The following is a 15,018-nucleotide window of genomic DNA, read 5'->3' on the forward strand; positions in this document are numbered from 1 at the left end:
GATCGCCGCGACGCGGCGCGCCCTCGACCTTCCGGCCCGCGAATCGGCCGCCGCGCTGCGGGCCCTGTTCCTCGCGGAGCCGCAGCGGATCCTGGCGAGCCGCGACGGGCCGTAGCGGCCCGCCGACCCTCGACACGCCGCGCCGGCGCCTATCTTCGCACCCGCGGCACGCCCCGGACGGGCGCCGGCCGCGGGGAGACGGGGGTTCGACGGATGCCGGATTATCGCCTGCGCGGGGCGGTTCGTGGCGAGGATGGCGAGATCGGCGCGCCGCGCGTCGACGAGGTGCTCACGGCCGCGGACGCGAAGGAGGCGGTGCGCCTCGCCAACAGCCGCTCGCTGACGATCGAGGACGACGCGGTGAACGCCCTGTGGCTGGTCGACGCCCACGGTACCCTGCTCTGGTCCCTGCGCCGGGCCGACCGGGACTCCTGACGCGGGCCGGCACCGTCAGCCCGATGCGCGGCGGCCCGTCTCCGGCAGCGCGGCGGCCCCGGCATCGTCGGCGCCCCCGAGATACAGGGACCGGACGTCGTCCCGCGCCCGCAGGGACGCGGCGGTGCCGGCCAGCGCGCTGCGCCCGTTCTCCAGCACCACGGCGTGGTGGGCGTGGCGCAGGGCGAGGCGGACGTTCTGCTCGGCCACCAGCAGGGTCAGACCCTCGGCGCGGTTAAGGCCGGCGAGCACCCGGTAGATCTCCTCGACCACGCGGGGAGCGAGCCCCATGGACGGCTCGTCGAGGACGAGCAGCCGGGGCCGCCCCATCAGCGCCCGGCCGATCGCCGCCATCTGCTGCTCGCCGCCCGAGAGCAGGCCGGCGGCGACGCCCCGCTTCGCGGCGAGCCGCGGGAACAGGCCGTAGACCCGGTCCAGATCGGCGCGCACGCCGCCGCGGCCCGTACCGCGCCCGAGCCCGCCCGCCACGAGGTTTTCCTGGACGCTCAGGCTCCGGAAGCAGTGGCGCCCCTCCAGCACGCCGACGAGCCCGGCGCGGACGAGGACGTCGGTCCGGGTCCGCGTCACGTCGCGCCCGTCATAGGCGAGGCGCCCGGCCGTGACCCGGCCGCGCAGGGCCGGCAGCAGGTTCGACACCGCCCGCAGCAGGGTCGTCTTGCCGGCGCCGTTGGCGCCGACCAGGGCGACGATCTCCCCCGCCCGGACCGCGAGGTCGACGCCGTGCAGGGCGTGCACCGCCCCGCCGTAGACGACCTCCAGGGCCTCGACCTGCAGGAGGGGCGGCGCGGTGCTCACCGGGCGCTCACCGGGCCGCCGCGGCGGCCTCCTCGGCGGCGCAGTCGCGCGGGGTGATGCCGCGCTCCTTGGCGTAGGCGGTCGCGGACGCCTCGATGATCGGGCGCAGGCTCGCCCAGTCGGGGGCGATCCAGTCGGACACCACGGTCCACTTCGCCCCGTCCCATTGCTGGAAGGTGACGCGGCCCTCGCCCTCGTGGTTGGCGCAGGTGACGTTGATCGAGTGGAACAGGCCCTTGGCGCCGAGCGCCGCCACCCGGGCCTCGTCGAGGCGCAGGTGCTCGAAGCCCCAGCGCACCTCGTCGCCGGAAAGCGTGCGCTGGCCGAACCGCGCTTGCGCGATCCGCAAAGCCTCGACGTTGAGGATGCCGTTCAGCACCCCGAGATTGTGGTAGACGCTGCCGATCCGCTTCCGGTCGGCGAGGTTGCCGTTGCCGGCCGCGTAGACCCTGCCGACGACCTCCTGGATCACCGGGTAGGCGGTGCCCGAGGCCTGGGTCGTGATGGCGACGTAGCCCTTGGCGGCGTCACCGGCCGGGATCACGTCCTCCTCCGAGTTCGACCAGACATTGCCGACGATGCGGTCGGCCGGGAAGCCGGTCTTCTGGGCGGTCTTCAGGGCCACCGGGTTCATCACGCCCCAGCCGCGCAGCACCACGAAGTCGGGCCGCAGGCGCCGGATCGTGAGCCACTGCGACTGCTGCTCGTTGCCGGGATGGGGCACCTCGATCTGCGCGACGGTGAAGCCGTAGCGCTCGGCGAGCCGCGCGTAGATCGGGATCGTCTCCTTACCGTAGGGCGAGCCGTGGTAGAGCACCGCGACGGTCTTGCCCTTCAGCTTGTCGAGGCCGCCCGCGCGGGTGCCGAGATACTGGATGATGCCGCTCGTCTCGCTGTAGGGGTTGAGCAGCAGCGGGAAGACGTAGGGGAAGACGCGCCCGTCGGTGGAATCGGTGCGGCCGTGGTTGATCGTGATCAGCGGCACCTTGTCGGCGGTGACGCGGTCGATCATCGCGTAGGCGATGCCCACCGAGAGCGGGTTCCAGGCGGCGATGCCGGGCCGGGACTTCAGCCGCTCGTAGACCTCGACGCCGCGCTCGACCTCGTACTGGGTCTCGCCCTCGCTCCAGGTGAGCTTGACGCCGTTCACCCCGCCGTCGCGGACGTTGATCAGGTTGAGATAGTCGATGAAGCCGCCGAAGAAGCCGGTCCCGCCGGCCGCGTAGGGGCCGACCCGGTAGCTCTGGAGCGGGAAATACTGCTCGTCGGCCCAAGCGGCCCGGGGGGCCGCGCCGGCGAGCGCGACGGTGCCGGCGAGGAGCGCGGCGCGGAGACGGGTCGTCAGGGGCATGGTCGTCCTGGGGTTGGTCGGGCGGGGAGGGATCAGGCGGCGCGGCGGCCGAGGCGGCGGCCCGCCCGGTCGAGGAGGGCGGCGAGGCCGGCGGGCTCGCGGATCAGCACGGCGACGATCAGGGCGCCGAGCACGACGCGCTGGACCATCTCCAGGGTGCCGGAATCGAACCCGTCGCCGAGCAGCGCCGCGCCGAGGCGCGACAGGAGCAGGGGCAGCACCACGATGAAGCCCGCGCCCAGGAAGGCGCCGCGCAGGGTGCCGAGGCCGCCGATGATGACGATGAACAGGATCTGGAAGGAGCGGTCGAGGTTGAACCCCGCCGGCTCGACGGTGCGCAGATACGCGAAGGCCCAGAGCGCCCCGGCGATCCCGATCACGAAGGACGAGGCCGCGAAGGCCAGGAGCTTGGTCCGGGCGACCCGCACGCCGACGAGGCGGGCGGCGGTCTCATTGTCGCGGATCGCCACGAGGTTCCGGCCCGTGGGCGAGGTCACGAGCCTCCACGCGACGAAGGTCAGCAGCGTGACCACCGTGAGCGTGACCAGGTAGCGGCCGCGCGGGTCGTCGAAGGACAGGCCGGCCACCACCAGGCGGGGGGCGGTGACGACGCCCGAGGGGCTGTCGTTGGAGATCCAGCCGATCCGGTTCAGCGCCCAGGCGACGAAGAACTGCAGGGCGAGCGTCGAGACCGCGAGGTAGAAGCCCCGCAGCCGCAGGGCCGGCAGTCCCGCCACCAGCCCGGCGAGCGCCGCCACGAAGCCGGCGAGCAGGAGCGACACCGGCAGGGTCAGGCCGGGCAGGCGCAGCGACAGGTTGAAGGCCGCGTAGGCTCCGACCGCCATGAAGGCGGCCGAGCCCAGCGAGAGCAGCCCGGCATAGCCGGTGAGCAGGTTGAGCCCGAGGCCGGCCAGCGCCAGGGCCAGGAACGGCGTCAGCAGCGCCTCGAACACGTAGCTCGTGCCGGTGAGCGGCACGATCCCGTAGGCGAGGACCAGCAGGGCGCCGAGGCCGAGGGTGCCGGCGGACGGGCGGCGGCGCGGTGCGGCGCGGGGGAGGGCGTCCACGGCGTCCTCAGACCCGCTCGACGGCGCGCAGGCCGAACAGGCCCGAGGGCCGGACCAGCAGGAACCCGAGAGCCGCCACGTAGGCGATCCAGCCCTCGATACCGCCGCCGATGACCGGCCCGAGATAGACCTCGGACAGCTTCTCCGTCGCGCCGACGATCAGCCCGGCCACGATCGCCCCGGCGACGGAATCGAAGCCGCCGAGCACGAGTACCGGCAGGGCCTTCAGCACCACCAGCGACAGGGAGAACTGCACGCCGAGCCGCGCGCCCCAGAGCAGCCCCGCCACCAGCGCGACGATCCCGGCGGCGATCCAGACCGCCGACCAGATCCGGGGCAGGCGCAGGCCGGTGTTGAGGGCGGCGAGCGGATCGTCCGCCACCGCGCGGAAGGCGAGGCCGGTGCGGGTATAGCGGAAGAAGGCGGAGAGGAGCGCCGCCATCAGGCCCGCGACCGCGGCGGCGAACAGGTCGAACCGGCTGACCAGCACGCCGCCGAGATCGATCGGCGTGTCGTCGATGCCGAGGTCGAGCCCGTGGACCTGGGTGCCCCAGGCGAGCTGGGCCGCGCCCTCGATCACGTAGGCGACGCCCAGCGTCGCCATGAACAGGGTGATCGGCGGCTGGTTGACCAGCGGCCGCAGCACCGCCCGCTCCACCGCGAGGCCGACCACCACCATCGCGGCGAGCGTCGCCGCCAGGGCCGCCGGGACGGGCAGCCCGCGCTCGGTCAGGCTCACGAAGGTGAGGGCGGCGAGCAGCACCATCGCGCCCTGCGCGAAGTTGAGCACGCCCGAGGTCTTGTAGATCAGCACGAAGCCGATCGCCACGAGGGCGTACATGACGCCCGACAGGAGGCCGCCGACCACGACCTCGATCAGCAAGGCGAGGTCCGGGCTCATGCGGCGGCCACGTCCGCGTGGGCATCCGCGTCGATATCCGCGACCGCGTCCGCATCCCCGTCCGCGAGCCCCAGATAGGCCGCGATGACGGCCGGATCCGCCCGCACCTCCGCGGGCGTGCCGGTGGCGATGCGGCGGCCGTGATCGAGCACGGTCACCCGGTCGGAGAGACGCATGACGACGCCGATATCGTGCTCGACCAGCACGATCGCCGCCCCGGACCTCTCCCGCGCCGCCCGGATGAAGGCGGTCATCTCGACCTTCTCGGTCGCCGTCATGCCGGCCATCGGCTCGTCGAGGAGCAGGAGTCGCGGCTCGGCCACCAGGGCCCGGCCGAGTTCGACCCGCTTCTGGAGCCCGTAGGGAAGGCTGCCGGCCGGGCGGTCGGCCACGGCCCCGAGGCCGAGGCGGCCGATCACCGCCTCGGCGGCGGCGCGGTGCGCGCGCGCCTCCCGCCGGGCGGATGCCCGGCGCGCCGCGCGGCGGACAGCCCAGCGAGGACGTTGTCGCGGACGCTCAGGCCCGCGAACACGGCGAGGTTCTGGAAGGTCCGGGCCACGCCCAGCGCGGCGAGCCGTCCGGCCGGCACCCGGGCGAAGGTCTGCGCGCCGAGCCGCACCCGCCCGGCGCGCGGCGCGCAGAGGCCGGTGATCGCGTTGATCAGCGAGGATTTCCCGGCGCCGTTCGGCCCGATCACGGCGTGGATCTCGCCGGCCCCGACCGCGAGGTCGATCTCCGCGAAGGCCACCGCGCCGCCGAAGGCGAGGGACAGCCCCTCGACCGACAGGATCGCGCCCGCCCGGTCCCGGTGCGGGTTGTCACCGCGGGCCGCGCCCGGGCGGGCGGCGGGCCCGGAGATGGGGTGTCGCCCGTCCCGGACCGGTCGAACGAGGCGCGGCGCAGGCTGCATGGGCAGGAATCCGTCCATGATGGGCCGCCCTCTGCGGCGCGAACCGGCGGCATCCGTTGAGAGCAGGCGATATACAGGATGTCAGCCCATCCTGGCCGGACATTCCGATGTTCCCGCTCGTCAAATCCTGCTCCGCGGCGTCCACGGAGTCAAAAGCAAAGTCTTTTAAATTTCGACATGACACGCGAACATTCTCCGGGCGGGATGCCTCGGCACGGGATCACTTCCATCGTCCTGACATCGGGCCGCCCGAACCGCGAAGATCTTGCCGCCTCGGGACCGGGACAGGCCCGGGATCCGGGCGGATCGACCCGGCGAAACTGGCGGAAAGACACCTTACGGTAGCACAAACTAATCTGCGTAAGTATTCATGTCCTAAAACAAAATGTAGGTTCGCGGTCCCACGCCGTCGTGGAGAAGCCGCCATGCCAAACCCGCTCGTGCACAAGCTAAATTGCTATGTCCGGCTCTCCGAAGATGATCGGATGTGCTTGTCCGACGCCATGAGCCCGAGCCGCATGGTCGCCGCGCGCACCGACATCATCCACGAGGGCGAGGATCCGCGCGCGATCAACGTGATCCTCGAGGGCTGGGCCTGCCGGTACCGGCAATTCGCCAACGGGCGCCGCCAGATCGTCTCGCTCCTGCTCCCGGGCGACCCGTGCGACCCGCACGTCTTCCTCCTCGACGAGATGGATCACGCGGTCGGCGCGATCACGCCCGTGCTCCTCGGCCAGATCTCCGGCCCCGCGATGCGGGATCTGACCGCCCGCAGCCCGCGGCTCGACATGGCCTTCCATCGCGAGGCCCTGGCCACCGCGGCGATCCAGCGCGAGTGGACGGTCAGCCTCGGCAGCCGAACCGGGATCGAGCGCCTCGCCCACCTGTTCTGCGAGCTGCAGGCGCGCTTGGCGGCCATCGGCCTGACCGACGGGAACACCTGCGCGATGCCGATGACCCAGAACGACCTCGGCGACGCGATGGGCCAGACCAGCGTGCACATCAACCGCACCCTCCAGGAGTTGCGCGGCATGGGGCTGATCACCCTGCGCAGCCGGCGCCTGACGATCCACGATCCGGGCGCGCTCGCCCGGCTCGCGCATTTCGACAGCGCCTATCTCCATCGCACCGAGATCGACCGCGCCCGCGCGCGCTGAACCCCGCCCGCCCCGCGGCGATTGAGCCAGTCGAACGGACATCCGGAGTGGCCCGGCATGACAGACCCTCGCGATCCGGCGGAGCGACTCGCAGTCCTGGAGGCCGACAACGCGCGCCTGCGCCGGCTGCTCGACACGGCGGGACTTCCGGACAGCCTGCGCCACGGGATGCGCAACACGATGGCGATGATGCGCACCGTCATGCACCGGTCCGCCGAGAGCGCCGTGAATGTCGAGAGCTACGTGGCGCATCTCGACGGCCGGTTCGGCGCGATCACGCGCGTGCAGGCCGCCACGGACGCGTTCGGCGACGCCGACCTGCACACGCTGATCTCGGACGAGCTGATGTTCCATCTCGCGCGCGAGGGCGAGCAGGCCATCCTCGCCGGCCCGCGGGTGCGCCTCCGCCCCAAGGCCGCGCAGGTCGTCGCGCTTGCCCTGCACGAACTGACCAGCAACGCGGTGGAGCACGGGTCCCTGGCGCTCCCGCAGGGCCGGGTCCGCGCCGCGTGGCGGGTGGCGGAGGCGGAGGCCGGACCGCCCGTCCTGAGCCTCGACTGGGCGGAGACCGGCGGCAGCGGCGTCGAGCCCTCCGGCCGACGCGGCTTCGGCACGGACGTGCTGACGGAGATGCTGGCCTACGATCTCGGCGCGGCGGTCGACCTGCGCTATGAGCCGGACGGGCTGCGCTGCACGATCCGCGTGCCGCTCACGGCCCAGATCGGGCGCCTGGTGGCCGAGGATCCCGAGATGGGCTGGGACAGCGACGGCCGGTGAGATTCACGATCCCGACGCCGCCCGCACCTGCCCGGTCATCTGCGGCAGCGCGCCGAGCGCCTCCGTGGCCGGGTTCGGGCCGGGCAGGAGCAGATACTCGGGCGTGAAGTCGGCAAACTCCTGCAGACGCCCGAGATTCGGCACGCGCACGCTCTTGCGCCCGCTCTCGATCAGCCCGGCCCTGCGCAGGTCGGACAGGACGCGCGAGAGATGGACGTTCGAGAGCCCCGCCGTGTCGGCCAGTTCGGACTGCGCCAGCGGAAGGCGGTAGTCGGGCTCGAGGCCGAGGCCGACGGCGTTCAGGCGGGCGAAGAGTTCGCAGATGATGTGGGCGACCTGCTTGTCGGCGGACCGGCGCCCCACCCCGACGAGCCATTCCTGCAGGACGGCCTCGTCGACGAGGACCGACCACCACAGCGCGCGGTAGATGTTGGGACGGAGCGCGGCGAGTTCCTTGATCGTCCGGTAGGGGACGGAGGCGACGGCGCAGGGCGTCAGCGTCGCCACGGAGTGGATCGCCCGGTTGAGCAGGGACGCGTGCAGATCGCAGCCGTCGCCGGGGACGAGATAGGCGAGGATCGAGCGTCCCCCGTCGGGCACCAGCTTGTAGCGGCAGGCGAACCCGTCGAGGATCACGTAGGCGGCGTCGGGCCGCACGCCTTCGGAGACCAGGTCGCGACCTGCCTCGACCTGCGCGACATCGCCGGTTGCAGCTTCCAGAGCGGCCACGTCGCCATCGTCCAAGTTCGCGCGCAGCGCCAGCTTGCGAAGGAAGGGGTTCAAGGGATCTCCCGGACGTCCTGCCCCGCAGGCGGGGCGGCATCTGCGTAAACGCGCGACGGCTTATCCTTACTCCTCAAGGTCATCAAATCGCCGCCACGCCTCGGACCCAGATTCCGACGGCGCCCATCCGCGGAAACCTTCGGCGCTCGGGTGCGCCGGCGCCCGAATGCGGCGCTCAGCGGGACCGGGCCGGGGCCGGGACGCCCCAGACGCGCCGCGCAGGCCCGCCGGACCATGCCGGCCGGATCGGCGCATCAGGAGAGCCGAAGCGTGCGCAGGACGGTGCCGCTCCCGTCATGGATCTCCATCCGCCAGCCCGCCCCGTCCTCCGGCAGCTCGCCGGCCTTCCGGAACTCCTCGATCAGCGCCAGCGCTTCCGCTTCCGCGTGCGCGACCGACGCGGCCAGGACGCCCGTCTCGTCCTCGATCGTCTCGCCGTCGCTGCTCAGGCGGAAATAGTAGCGCTCTGCCATAACATCCTTCAGCACAGGATCCGGACCCGCTCCCGCCCGGACGGCGGGCGCCGCCCGTCGGGTGATGCGCCCGGCGCCGCCGCGGCCCGCGTCGCGGGCTGAGGTAAGTGGCATCGATCCGCGTCCGATCAACGTGCAGGCGAAACTCCGGTCGCAGATGCCTACCGCTTAGCCGACCCGCTCGCCGACGCTGCGGGACGCGGCACGGGGCTGCCGGTCTGGCGGGCGAAACGCCGCCCTTCTGAGCGTCCCCCGGACCACGCAAACGCCGCCCGACGCGGCATGCCTAAATTATTGGCACATGATTTGCCTTGTCCCGATCCGTCGCAAGGAAGACGACGCAGGGGACCGCCATGAAGGCATTTGGAACTTGGGCCTCGGCCGCCGCGCTGGCCGCCGGGCTCGCGATGGGCACGCTGGGGGCGGGGGCCGCGCGGGCGCAGGAGACCATCAAGGTCGGTATCCTGCACTCGCTGTCGGGTACGATGGCGATCTCGGAGACCACCCTCAAGGACGTGATGCTCATGCTCATCGCCGAGCAGAACGCCAAGGGCGGCGTGCTCGGCAAGAAGCTGGAGCCGGTGGTGGTCGACCCGGCCTCGAACTGGCCGCTCTTCGCCGAGAAGGCCCGCGAGCTGATCAGCAAGGACAAGGTCGCGGCCGTGTTCGGCTGCTGGACCAGCGTGTCGCGCAAGTCCGTGCTGCCGGTGTTCAAGGAACTCGACAACATCCTGTTCTACCCCGTGCAGTACGAGGGCGAGGAGAGCGAGCGGAACGTGTTCTACACCGGCGCCGCCCCGAACCAGCAGGCGATCCCGGCGGTCGATTACCTGATGTCCGAGGATGGCGGCGGCGCCAAGCGCTGGGTGCTGGAAGGGACCGACTACGTCTACCCGCGCACCACCAACAAGATCCTCGAAGCCTACCTCAAGTCGAAGGGGGTCAAGGACGAGGACATCATGATCAACTACACGCCGTTCGGCTTCTCGGACTGGCAGACGGAGGTGTCGAAGATCAAGGCGTTCGGCTCGGCCGGCAAGAAGACCGCCGTGGTCTCGACCATCAACGGCGACGCCAACGTGCCGTTCTACAAGGAGCTGGGCAACCAGGGCGTCAAAGCCACCGACATCCCGGTCGTCGCCTTCTCGGTGGGCGAGGAGGAGCTCGCCGGCATCGACGCCAAGCCGCTGGTCGGCCACCTCGCCGCCTGGAACTACTTCGAGTCGATCAAGACGCCGGAGAACGAGGCCTTCATCAAGAAGTGGCAGGCGTTCAAGAAGAACCCCAAGGCCGTCACCAACGACCCCATGGAGGCCAGCTATATCGGCTTCAATATGTGGGTGAAGGCGGTCGAGAAGGCCGGCACCATCGACCCCGACAAGGTGATCGACGCGCTGCCGGGCATCGAGCAGAAGAACCTCACCGGCGGCACCGCCACCATGCTGCCGAACCACCACATCACCAAGCCGGTCTTCATCGGCGAGATCGAGTCGAACGGCCAGTTCGACGTGGTGTGGAAGACGGACAAGCTCATCCCCGGCGAGGCGTGGTCGAAGCAGCTCGAGGGCTCGAAGGACCTCGAGGCCGACTGGGTCAAACTCAAGTGCGGCAACTACAACACCAAAACCAAGAGCTGCGGCGGCGCCTGAGGCGCTCTCCCGCTCCTCCGCAGAACCGAGGTGCCGGACCTGCCGTCAGGTTCTGCACCTTCGGATCGCGGTGAAGCGCGGGTCCCCTCTCCCGGGCGGGAGCGGGGACCCGTCCCGCCCAGCCTTGACCGATCCGTACGGATCACCGCTGCGCGCCTGGGACCCAGGCACTCCGCGCGTCGCCGCCCACCCGCTTCCTGCGCGCCACGAAACATCGCGATGCTCCGCCTTCTCACCCTCCTCTTCCTGCTGCTGGCCGCCCCCGCGCAGGCCCAGGCGCCCGACCCCTACGGCCAGCTGGCCGGCGACGGCTATGCCGAGATCGAGGCCGGCGTCTCCGGCCTCGCCGCCTCGGGCGACCCCCGCGCGGACGCGATCCTGTCGGCCCTGTCGGACGGCCGGCTGCTCGTGCGCCCCGGCGACAAGGCCCTGCTGATCCGACAGGGCGGCACGGTGGCCGAGGCCCGGACCGGTGCGGCCGTGGCCGACGGCCCCGACCTCAGGCCCGTGCGCGCCAACAACCGGGTGCGCCGGGCGATCGAGGCCGCCCGCGGGCAGCTCGACCTCGCGAGCCTCGACCCGGCCAGGCGCCGCGCCGCCGCCGACGCGGTGTTCANGCGCTGCCGGCCCTCGACGCGGCCCTGGCGCGCGAGACGCAGGCCGGCGTCCGGCAGGCGCTGACCGAGGCGCGCGCGGCGGTGCTGCTCGCCAGGCCCGGAACGGTGGAAGCCGACCGGATTGCCGCGATTCCCGCCATCCAGGCCCGGGGCGATGGCGACGCGATGGGCATCCTGCGCGGTCTCGCGGCGGATCCGAGCGAGGCCGTGCGGGCGGCATCCGCCCGCGGCATCGCGGCGATCGAGACGCGGCTCGCCCTCCTCGGGGCGCTGCAGAACGTCTGGTACGGCATCTCGCTCGGCTCGGTCCTGCTGCTCGCCGCCATCGGGCTCGCCATCACCTTCGGGGTGATGGGCGTGATCAACATGGCCCACGGCGAGATGGTGATGCTCGGCGCCTACACGACCTACGGCGTGCAGGAGCTGATCCGCACCCAGGCACCGGCCCTGTTCGGCTGGTCGCTCGCGATCAGCATCCCCTGCGCGTTCCTGGTCGCCGGCCTCGTCGGCGTGCTGATCGAGCGGTTCATCATCCGCTTCCTGTACGGGCGCCCGCTGGAGACGCTGCTCGCCACCTTCGGGGTCAGCCTCGCGCTGCAGCAGGGGGTGCGCTCGATCTTCGGCCCGACCAACCGCGAGGTCGGCGCCCCCGCCTTCATGAGCGGCGCCGTCGATGTCTACGGCCTGTCGATCACCTGGGGCCGGATGTGGATCATCGTGTTCGCGATGGCCGTGTTCCTCGGGCTGCTGTTCGTGTTGCGAAAAACGTCGTTCGGCCTGAAGACCCGGGCGGTCACCCAGAACCGGCGCATGGCCGCCGCGATGGGCATCCGGACCCCCTACGTCGACGCCCTGACCTTCGGGCTCGGCTCCGGCATCGCCGGCATGGCCGGGGTGGCGCTGTCGCAGATCGACAACGTCTCGCCCAATCTCGGCCAGGGCTACATCATCGACTCGTTCCTCGTGGTGGTGTTCGGCGGCGTCGGCAATCTCTGGGGGACGCTGGTGGCGGCGCTGACGCTCGGCGTCGTGAACAAGCTGGCCGAGCCGTATATCGGCGCGGTGCTCGCCAAGATCGGCCTCCTGATCTTCATCATCCTGTTCATCCAGAAGCGCCCGCGCGGCCTATTCGCGCTGAAGGGCCGGGCGGTGGAATCGTGAGCCTCATGCCGCCCCGCACCCGCCTGATCGACCTGAAGGGCTGGATCTTCCTCGCCGTCCTGGCCGCCTTCTGCCTCGCCGTGCCGGTGCTGAACCTCGCGGTGCCGGAGGGCTCCGGCCTGCATGTGCCGACCTACCTCGTCGCGCTGTTCGGCAAGTACCTCGCCTACGCGCTCCTCGCGGTCAGCCTCGACCTCGTCTGGGGCTATTGCGGCATCCTCTCGCTGGGCCACGGGGCGTTCTTCGCGCTCGGCGGCTACGCGATGGGCATGTACCTGATGCGCCAGATCGGCTCCCGGGGCGTCTACGGCAACCCGGTCCTGCCCGACTTCATGGTGTTCCTGAACTACAAGGCGCTGCCCTGGTACTGGTACGGCTTCGACCACTTCGCCTTCGCGGCCCTGATGGTGCTGCTGGTGCCGGGCCTGCTGGCCTTCGTGTTCGGCTGGCTCGCCTTCCGGTCGAGGGTCACGGGCGTCTACCTGTCGATCATCACCCAGGCGCTGACCTACGCGCTGATGCTCGCCTTCTTCCGCAACGACATGGGCCTCGGCGGCAACAACGGCCTGACCGATTTCAAGGATCTCCTGGGCTTCTCCGTTCAGTCCCAGAACTTCCGCGTCGGCATCTTCGTGGCGACCGGCATCGCGCTGGCGCTCGGCTACCTGATCGCCCGGGTCATGACGGTCTCGGCCTACGGAAAGATCCTGATCGCCGTGCGCGACGCCGAGAGCCGCACCCGCTTCCTCGGCTACCGGCCGGAGCACTTCAAGACGCTGGCCTTCACGGTCTCGGCCATGATGGCCGGCGTCGCCGGCGCCCTCTACGTGCCGCAGGTCGGCATCATCAACCCGGGGGAGTTCGCCCCCGGCAACTCCATCGAGACGGTGATCTGGGTGGCGGTGGGCGGCCGCGGCACGCTGGTCGGCGCGGCTCTGGGCGCCGTGCTCGTCAACTACGCCAAGACCGTGCTCACCGGCGCGATGCCCGACGCGTGGCTGTTCGCGCTCGGCGGCCTGTTCGTGGTCGTGACGCTGTTCCTGCCGCGCGGCCTCGTCGGCACCGCGATCGAGCGGTTCGGCAGCCGTCGCGCGGCCGCCACGCTGCCGCCGGAGCCCGAGATCGCCCCGGAACTCGCGGAAGAAGGGCAGGGCGCATGAGCACCGATCTCCTCGACCGTCCGGAGGCCGCCCGCGGCCCCGCCAACCGGAAGCGCGAGACCGACGCGCTCCTCTACCTCGACGACCTGCGGGTGACCTTCGACGGCTACAAGGCCCTGCGCGGGCTGTCACTGACGCTCGGCCGCGGCGAGTTGCGGGCGATCATCGGCCCGAACGGCGCCGGCAAGACCACCATGATGGACTGCATCACCGGCAAGACCCGGCCGGACAGCGGCATCGCGCTGTTCGACGGCACCCACGACCTCCTGAAGAGCGACGAGCCGGCGATCGCCGACCTCGGCATCGGCCGCAAGTTCCAGAAGCCCACGGTGTTCGAGAGCCACACGGTGGCCGACAACATCCTGCTCGCCCTGAAAGGACCGCGCGCGGCCTTCGCCTCGCTGTTCGGCTGGCGCAACCGGGTGGAGGCCGCGCGGATCGACGCCCTGCTGGAGACCGTCGGCCTGCTGACCCACCGGGGCCGGCCGGCGGCGGATCTCAGCCACGGCCAGAAGCAGTGGCTGGAGATCGGCATGCTGCTCGCCCAGGATCCGAAACTCCTGCTCGTCGACGAGCCCGTGGCCGGCATGACCGACGCCGAGACCGCCGAGACCGCCCGGCTGCTGCGGCGGATCGCGGGCGAGCACGCCGTGCTGGTGGTGGAGCACGACATGCACTTCGTCCGGGATCTCGGCTGCCGGGTCACCTGCCTGCACGAGGGCGCGGTGCTGGCCGAAGGCTCGATCGACGCGGTCTCGGCCGACCCGCGGGTGGTCGAAGTCTATCTGGGACGATGACCATGCTCTCCGTCGACGGCATCGACCTCTATTACGGCGCCGCGCAGGCGCTGCGCGGCGTCTCCCTGTCGGCCGAGGCCGGGCAGGTAACGACGGTGCTCGGCCGCAACGGCGTCGGCAAGACCTCTCTGATGCGGGCGATCGTTGGCCAGCAGCCGGTGCGCTCCGGAGCGATCCGCCTCGACGGCCGCCCGATCCAGGATCTCGCCCCCTACGATCGGGCGCGCGCCGGCATCGCCTACGTGCCCCAGGGCCGCGAGATCTTCCCGCTGCTCACCGTCAAGGAGAACCTCGAGACCGGCTTCGCGCCGCTCAGGCGCCGCGACCGCCACGTCCCGGGGGAGATCTACGACCTGTTCCCGGTGCTCAAGGACATGCTGCACCGGCGCGGCGGCGACCTCTCGGGCGGCCAGCAGCAGCAGCTCGCCATCGCCAGGGCGCTGGTGACGCGGCCTAAGCTCCTCGTGCTCGACGAGCCCACCGAGGGCATCCAGCCCTCGATCATCAAGGATATCGGCCGGGCGATCACCTACCTGCGCGGCAAGGGCGAGATGGCGATCGTGCTGGTCGAGCAGTATTTCGAGTGGGCCCGCGACCTCTGCGATTCCTACGCGGTGATGGATCGCGGGCAGGTGGTGCTGGCCGGCCCCCGGGCCGGGATGGTCGAGGCCGACGTGCTGCGGTGGATGTCCGTCTAGGGCGCGTCTGCCGTCCCGGCCCGTCTCGGTCGCCACCGGCGCCGCGTCCGGGAATGGGGCCCTTCGATCCGAATATTGAGACCGCTATTCAGCAATCGCATCGCGGACAGACGCGACGTCGGCCGCCAAACCTGTGCACGCGGCCCCAATTGGCCAATGTTAAAACACAATTCAGGTCCGCCATAGGGCTCAACCACGGAGGCGCCCATGACGATCCTGGATCCGATCACCGGCGAGCTGGTCACCATCTCTGTTCCGCGGCCCCG

13 protein-coding genes and 2 pseudogenes are annotated in these 15,018 nt (G+C 71.2%); 8 read left to right on the top strand and 7 right to left on the bottom strand.

Translation table 11 applies throughout. The annotated features are described in order from the left end of the window. The first annotated feature begins 213 nt into the window (after positions 1 to 213). Positions 214 to 435 carry a hypothetical protein gene (locus tag MOTC310_RS00005; RefSeq protein WP_091681463.1) on the top strand — a complete coding sequence of 74 codons (222 nt, stop codon included), beginning with the start codon at positions 214 to 216 and terminating at the stop codon, positions 433 to 435. 15 nt (positions 436 to 450) lie between these two features. On the opposite strand, the gene MOTC310_RS00010 is transcribed toward MOTC310_RS00005, so the two are convergent. The 5 genes and pseudogenes from MOTC310_RS00010 to MOTC310_RS00030 form a co-directional block, all read right to left on the bottom strand. Then, positions 451 to 1,251, bottom strand: coding sequence for an ABC transporter ATP-binding protein (locus MOTC310_RS00010; protein WP_091681464.1), 801 nt, complete (start codon positions 1,249 to 1,251; stop codon positions 451 to 453). 7 nt (positions 1,252 to 1,258) lie between these two features. Beyond that, positions 1,259 to 2,602, bottom strand: coding sequence for an ABC transporter substrate-binding protein (locus MOTC310_RS00015; RefSeq protein ID WP_331300380.1), 1,344 nt, complete (start codon positions 2,600 to 2,602; stop codon positions 1,259 to 1,261). A gap of 32 nt (positions 2,603 to 2,634) precedes the next feature. Beyond that, the gene (locus MOTC310_RS00020; protein ID WP_331300381.1) at positions 2,635 to 3,669 is read right to left on the bottom strand and encodes a branched-chain amino acid ABC transporter permease; all 1,035 of its coding nucleotides are present in this window, start codon (positions 3,667 to 3,669) and stop codon (positions 2,635 to 2,637) included. 7 nt (positions 3,670 to 3,676) lie between these two features. Next, positions 3,677 to 4,570, bottom strand: a complete 894-nt coding sequence (locus MOTC310_RS00025) for a branched-chain amino acid ABC transporter permease (RefSeq protein ID WP_331300382.1) — start codon at positions 4,568 to 4,570, stop codon at positions 3,677 to 3,679. After that, positions 4,567 to 5,480, bottom strand: a pseudogene (locus MOTC310_RS00030) (ABC transporter ATP-binding protein). Before MOTC310_RS00030 ends, MOTC310_RS00025 begins: the two are co-directional and overlap by 4 nt. A gap of 425 nt (positions 5,481 to 5,905) precedes the next feature. Here MOTC310_RS00030 and MOTC310_RS00035 point away from each other — a divergent pair. Together MOTC310_RS00035 and MOTC310_RS00040 are read left to right on the top strand one after the other, a co-directional pair. Beyond that, a complete protein-coding gene (locus MOTC310_RS00035) occupies positions 5,906 to 6,637 on the top strand; it encodes a Crp/Fnr family transcriptional regulator (protein ID WP_331300383.1) in 732 nt (243 codons plus the stop codon). 57 nt (positions 6,638 to 6,694) lie between these two features. Continuing rightward, positions 6,695 to 7,414 (top strand): HWE histidine kinase domain-containing protein, encoded by a 720-nt coding sequence (locus MOTC310_RS00040; protein ID WP_331300384.1) that lies wholly within the window; start codon positions 6,695 to 6,697, stop codon positions 7,412 to 7,414. 3 nt (positions 7,415 to 7,417) lie between these two features. Here the strand turns inward: MOTC310_RS00040 and MOTC310_RS00045 are convergent, their stop codons facing one another. Both MOTC310_RS00045 and MOTC310_RS00050 read right to left on the bottom strand, forming a co-directional pair. Next, the gene (locus MOTC310_RS00045) at positions 7,418 to 8,197 is read right to left on the bottom strand and encodes a Crp/Fnr family transcriptional regulator (protein WP_331291622.1); all 780 of its coding nucleotides are present in this window, start codon (positions 8,195 to 8,197) and stop codon (positions 7,418 to 7,420) included. 254 nt (positions 8,198 to 8,451) lie between these two features. Beyond that, positions 8,452 to 8,670: a DUF6894 family protein gene (locus MOTC310_RS00050; RefSeq protein ID WP_331300385.1), complete on the bottom strand. Its 219-nt coding sequence runs from the start codon at positions 8,668 to 8,670 to the stop codon at positions 8,452 to 8,454. Positions 8,671 to 9,023: 353 nt separating this feature from the next. Between MOTC310_RS00050 and urtA the strand changes: the two genes are divergently transcribed. From urtA to urtE, 5 genes and pseudogenes are all read left to right on the top strand, one after another. Next, the gene (urtA, locus tag MOTC310_RS00055) at positions 9,024 to 10,319 is read left to right on the top strand and encodes an urea ABC transporter substrate-binding protein (RefSeq protein WP_331291624.1); all 1,296 of its coding nucleotides are present in this window, start codon (positions 9,024 to 9,026) and stop codon (positions 10,317 to 10,319) included. Positions 10,320 to 10,538: 219 nt separating this feature from the next. Further along, positions 10,539 to 12,097, top strand: a pseudogene (urtB, locus tag MOTC310_RS00060) (urea ABC transporter permease subunit UrtB). Positions 12,098 to 12,102: 5 nt separating this feature from the next. Then, positions 12,103 to 13,257, top strand: a complete 1,155-nt coding sequence (urtC, locus tag MOTC310_RS00065; protein WP_331300386.1) for an urea ABC transporter permease subunit UrtC — start codon at positions 12,103 to 12,105, stop codon at positions 13,255 to 13,257. After that, on the top strand, positions 13,254 to 14,054 hold the full coding sequence (urtD, locus tag MOTC310_RS00070) for an urea ABC transporter ATP-binding protein UrtD (protein WP_331291626.1): 801 nt from the start codon (positions 13,254 to 13,256) through the stop codon (positions 14,052 to 14,054). The genes urtC and urtD overlap by 4 nt, the downstream gene beginning before the upstream one ends. 2 nt (positions 14,055 to 14,056) lie before the next feature. Next, complete coding sequence (urtE, locus tag MOTC310_RS00075) at positions 14,057 to 14,752, top strand: urea ABC transporter ATP-binding subunit UrtE (protein ID WP_331291735.1); 696 nt, start codon at positions 14,057 to 14,059, stop codon at positions 14,750 to 14,752. Positions 14,753 to 15,018: the final 266 nt, after the last annotated feature.

Origin of the sequence: Methylobacterium oryzae (genome assembly GCF_036441375.1) — a bacterium.
GTDB classification, from domain to species: Bacteria; Pseudomonadota; Alphaproteobacteria; order Rhizobiales; family Beijerinckiaceae; genus Methylobacterium; species Methylobacterium oryzae_A.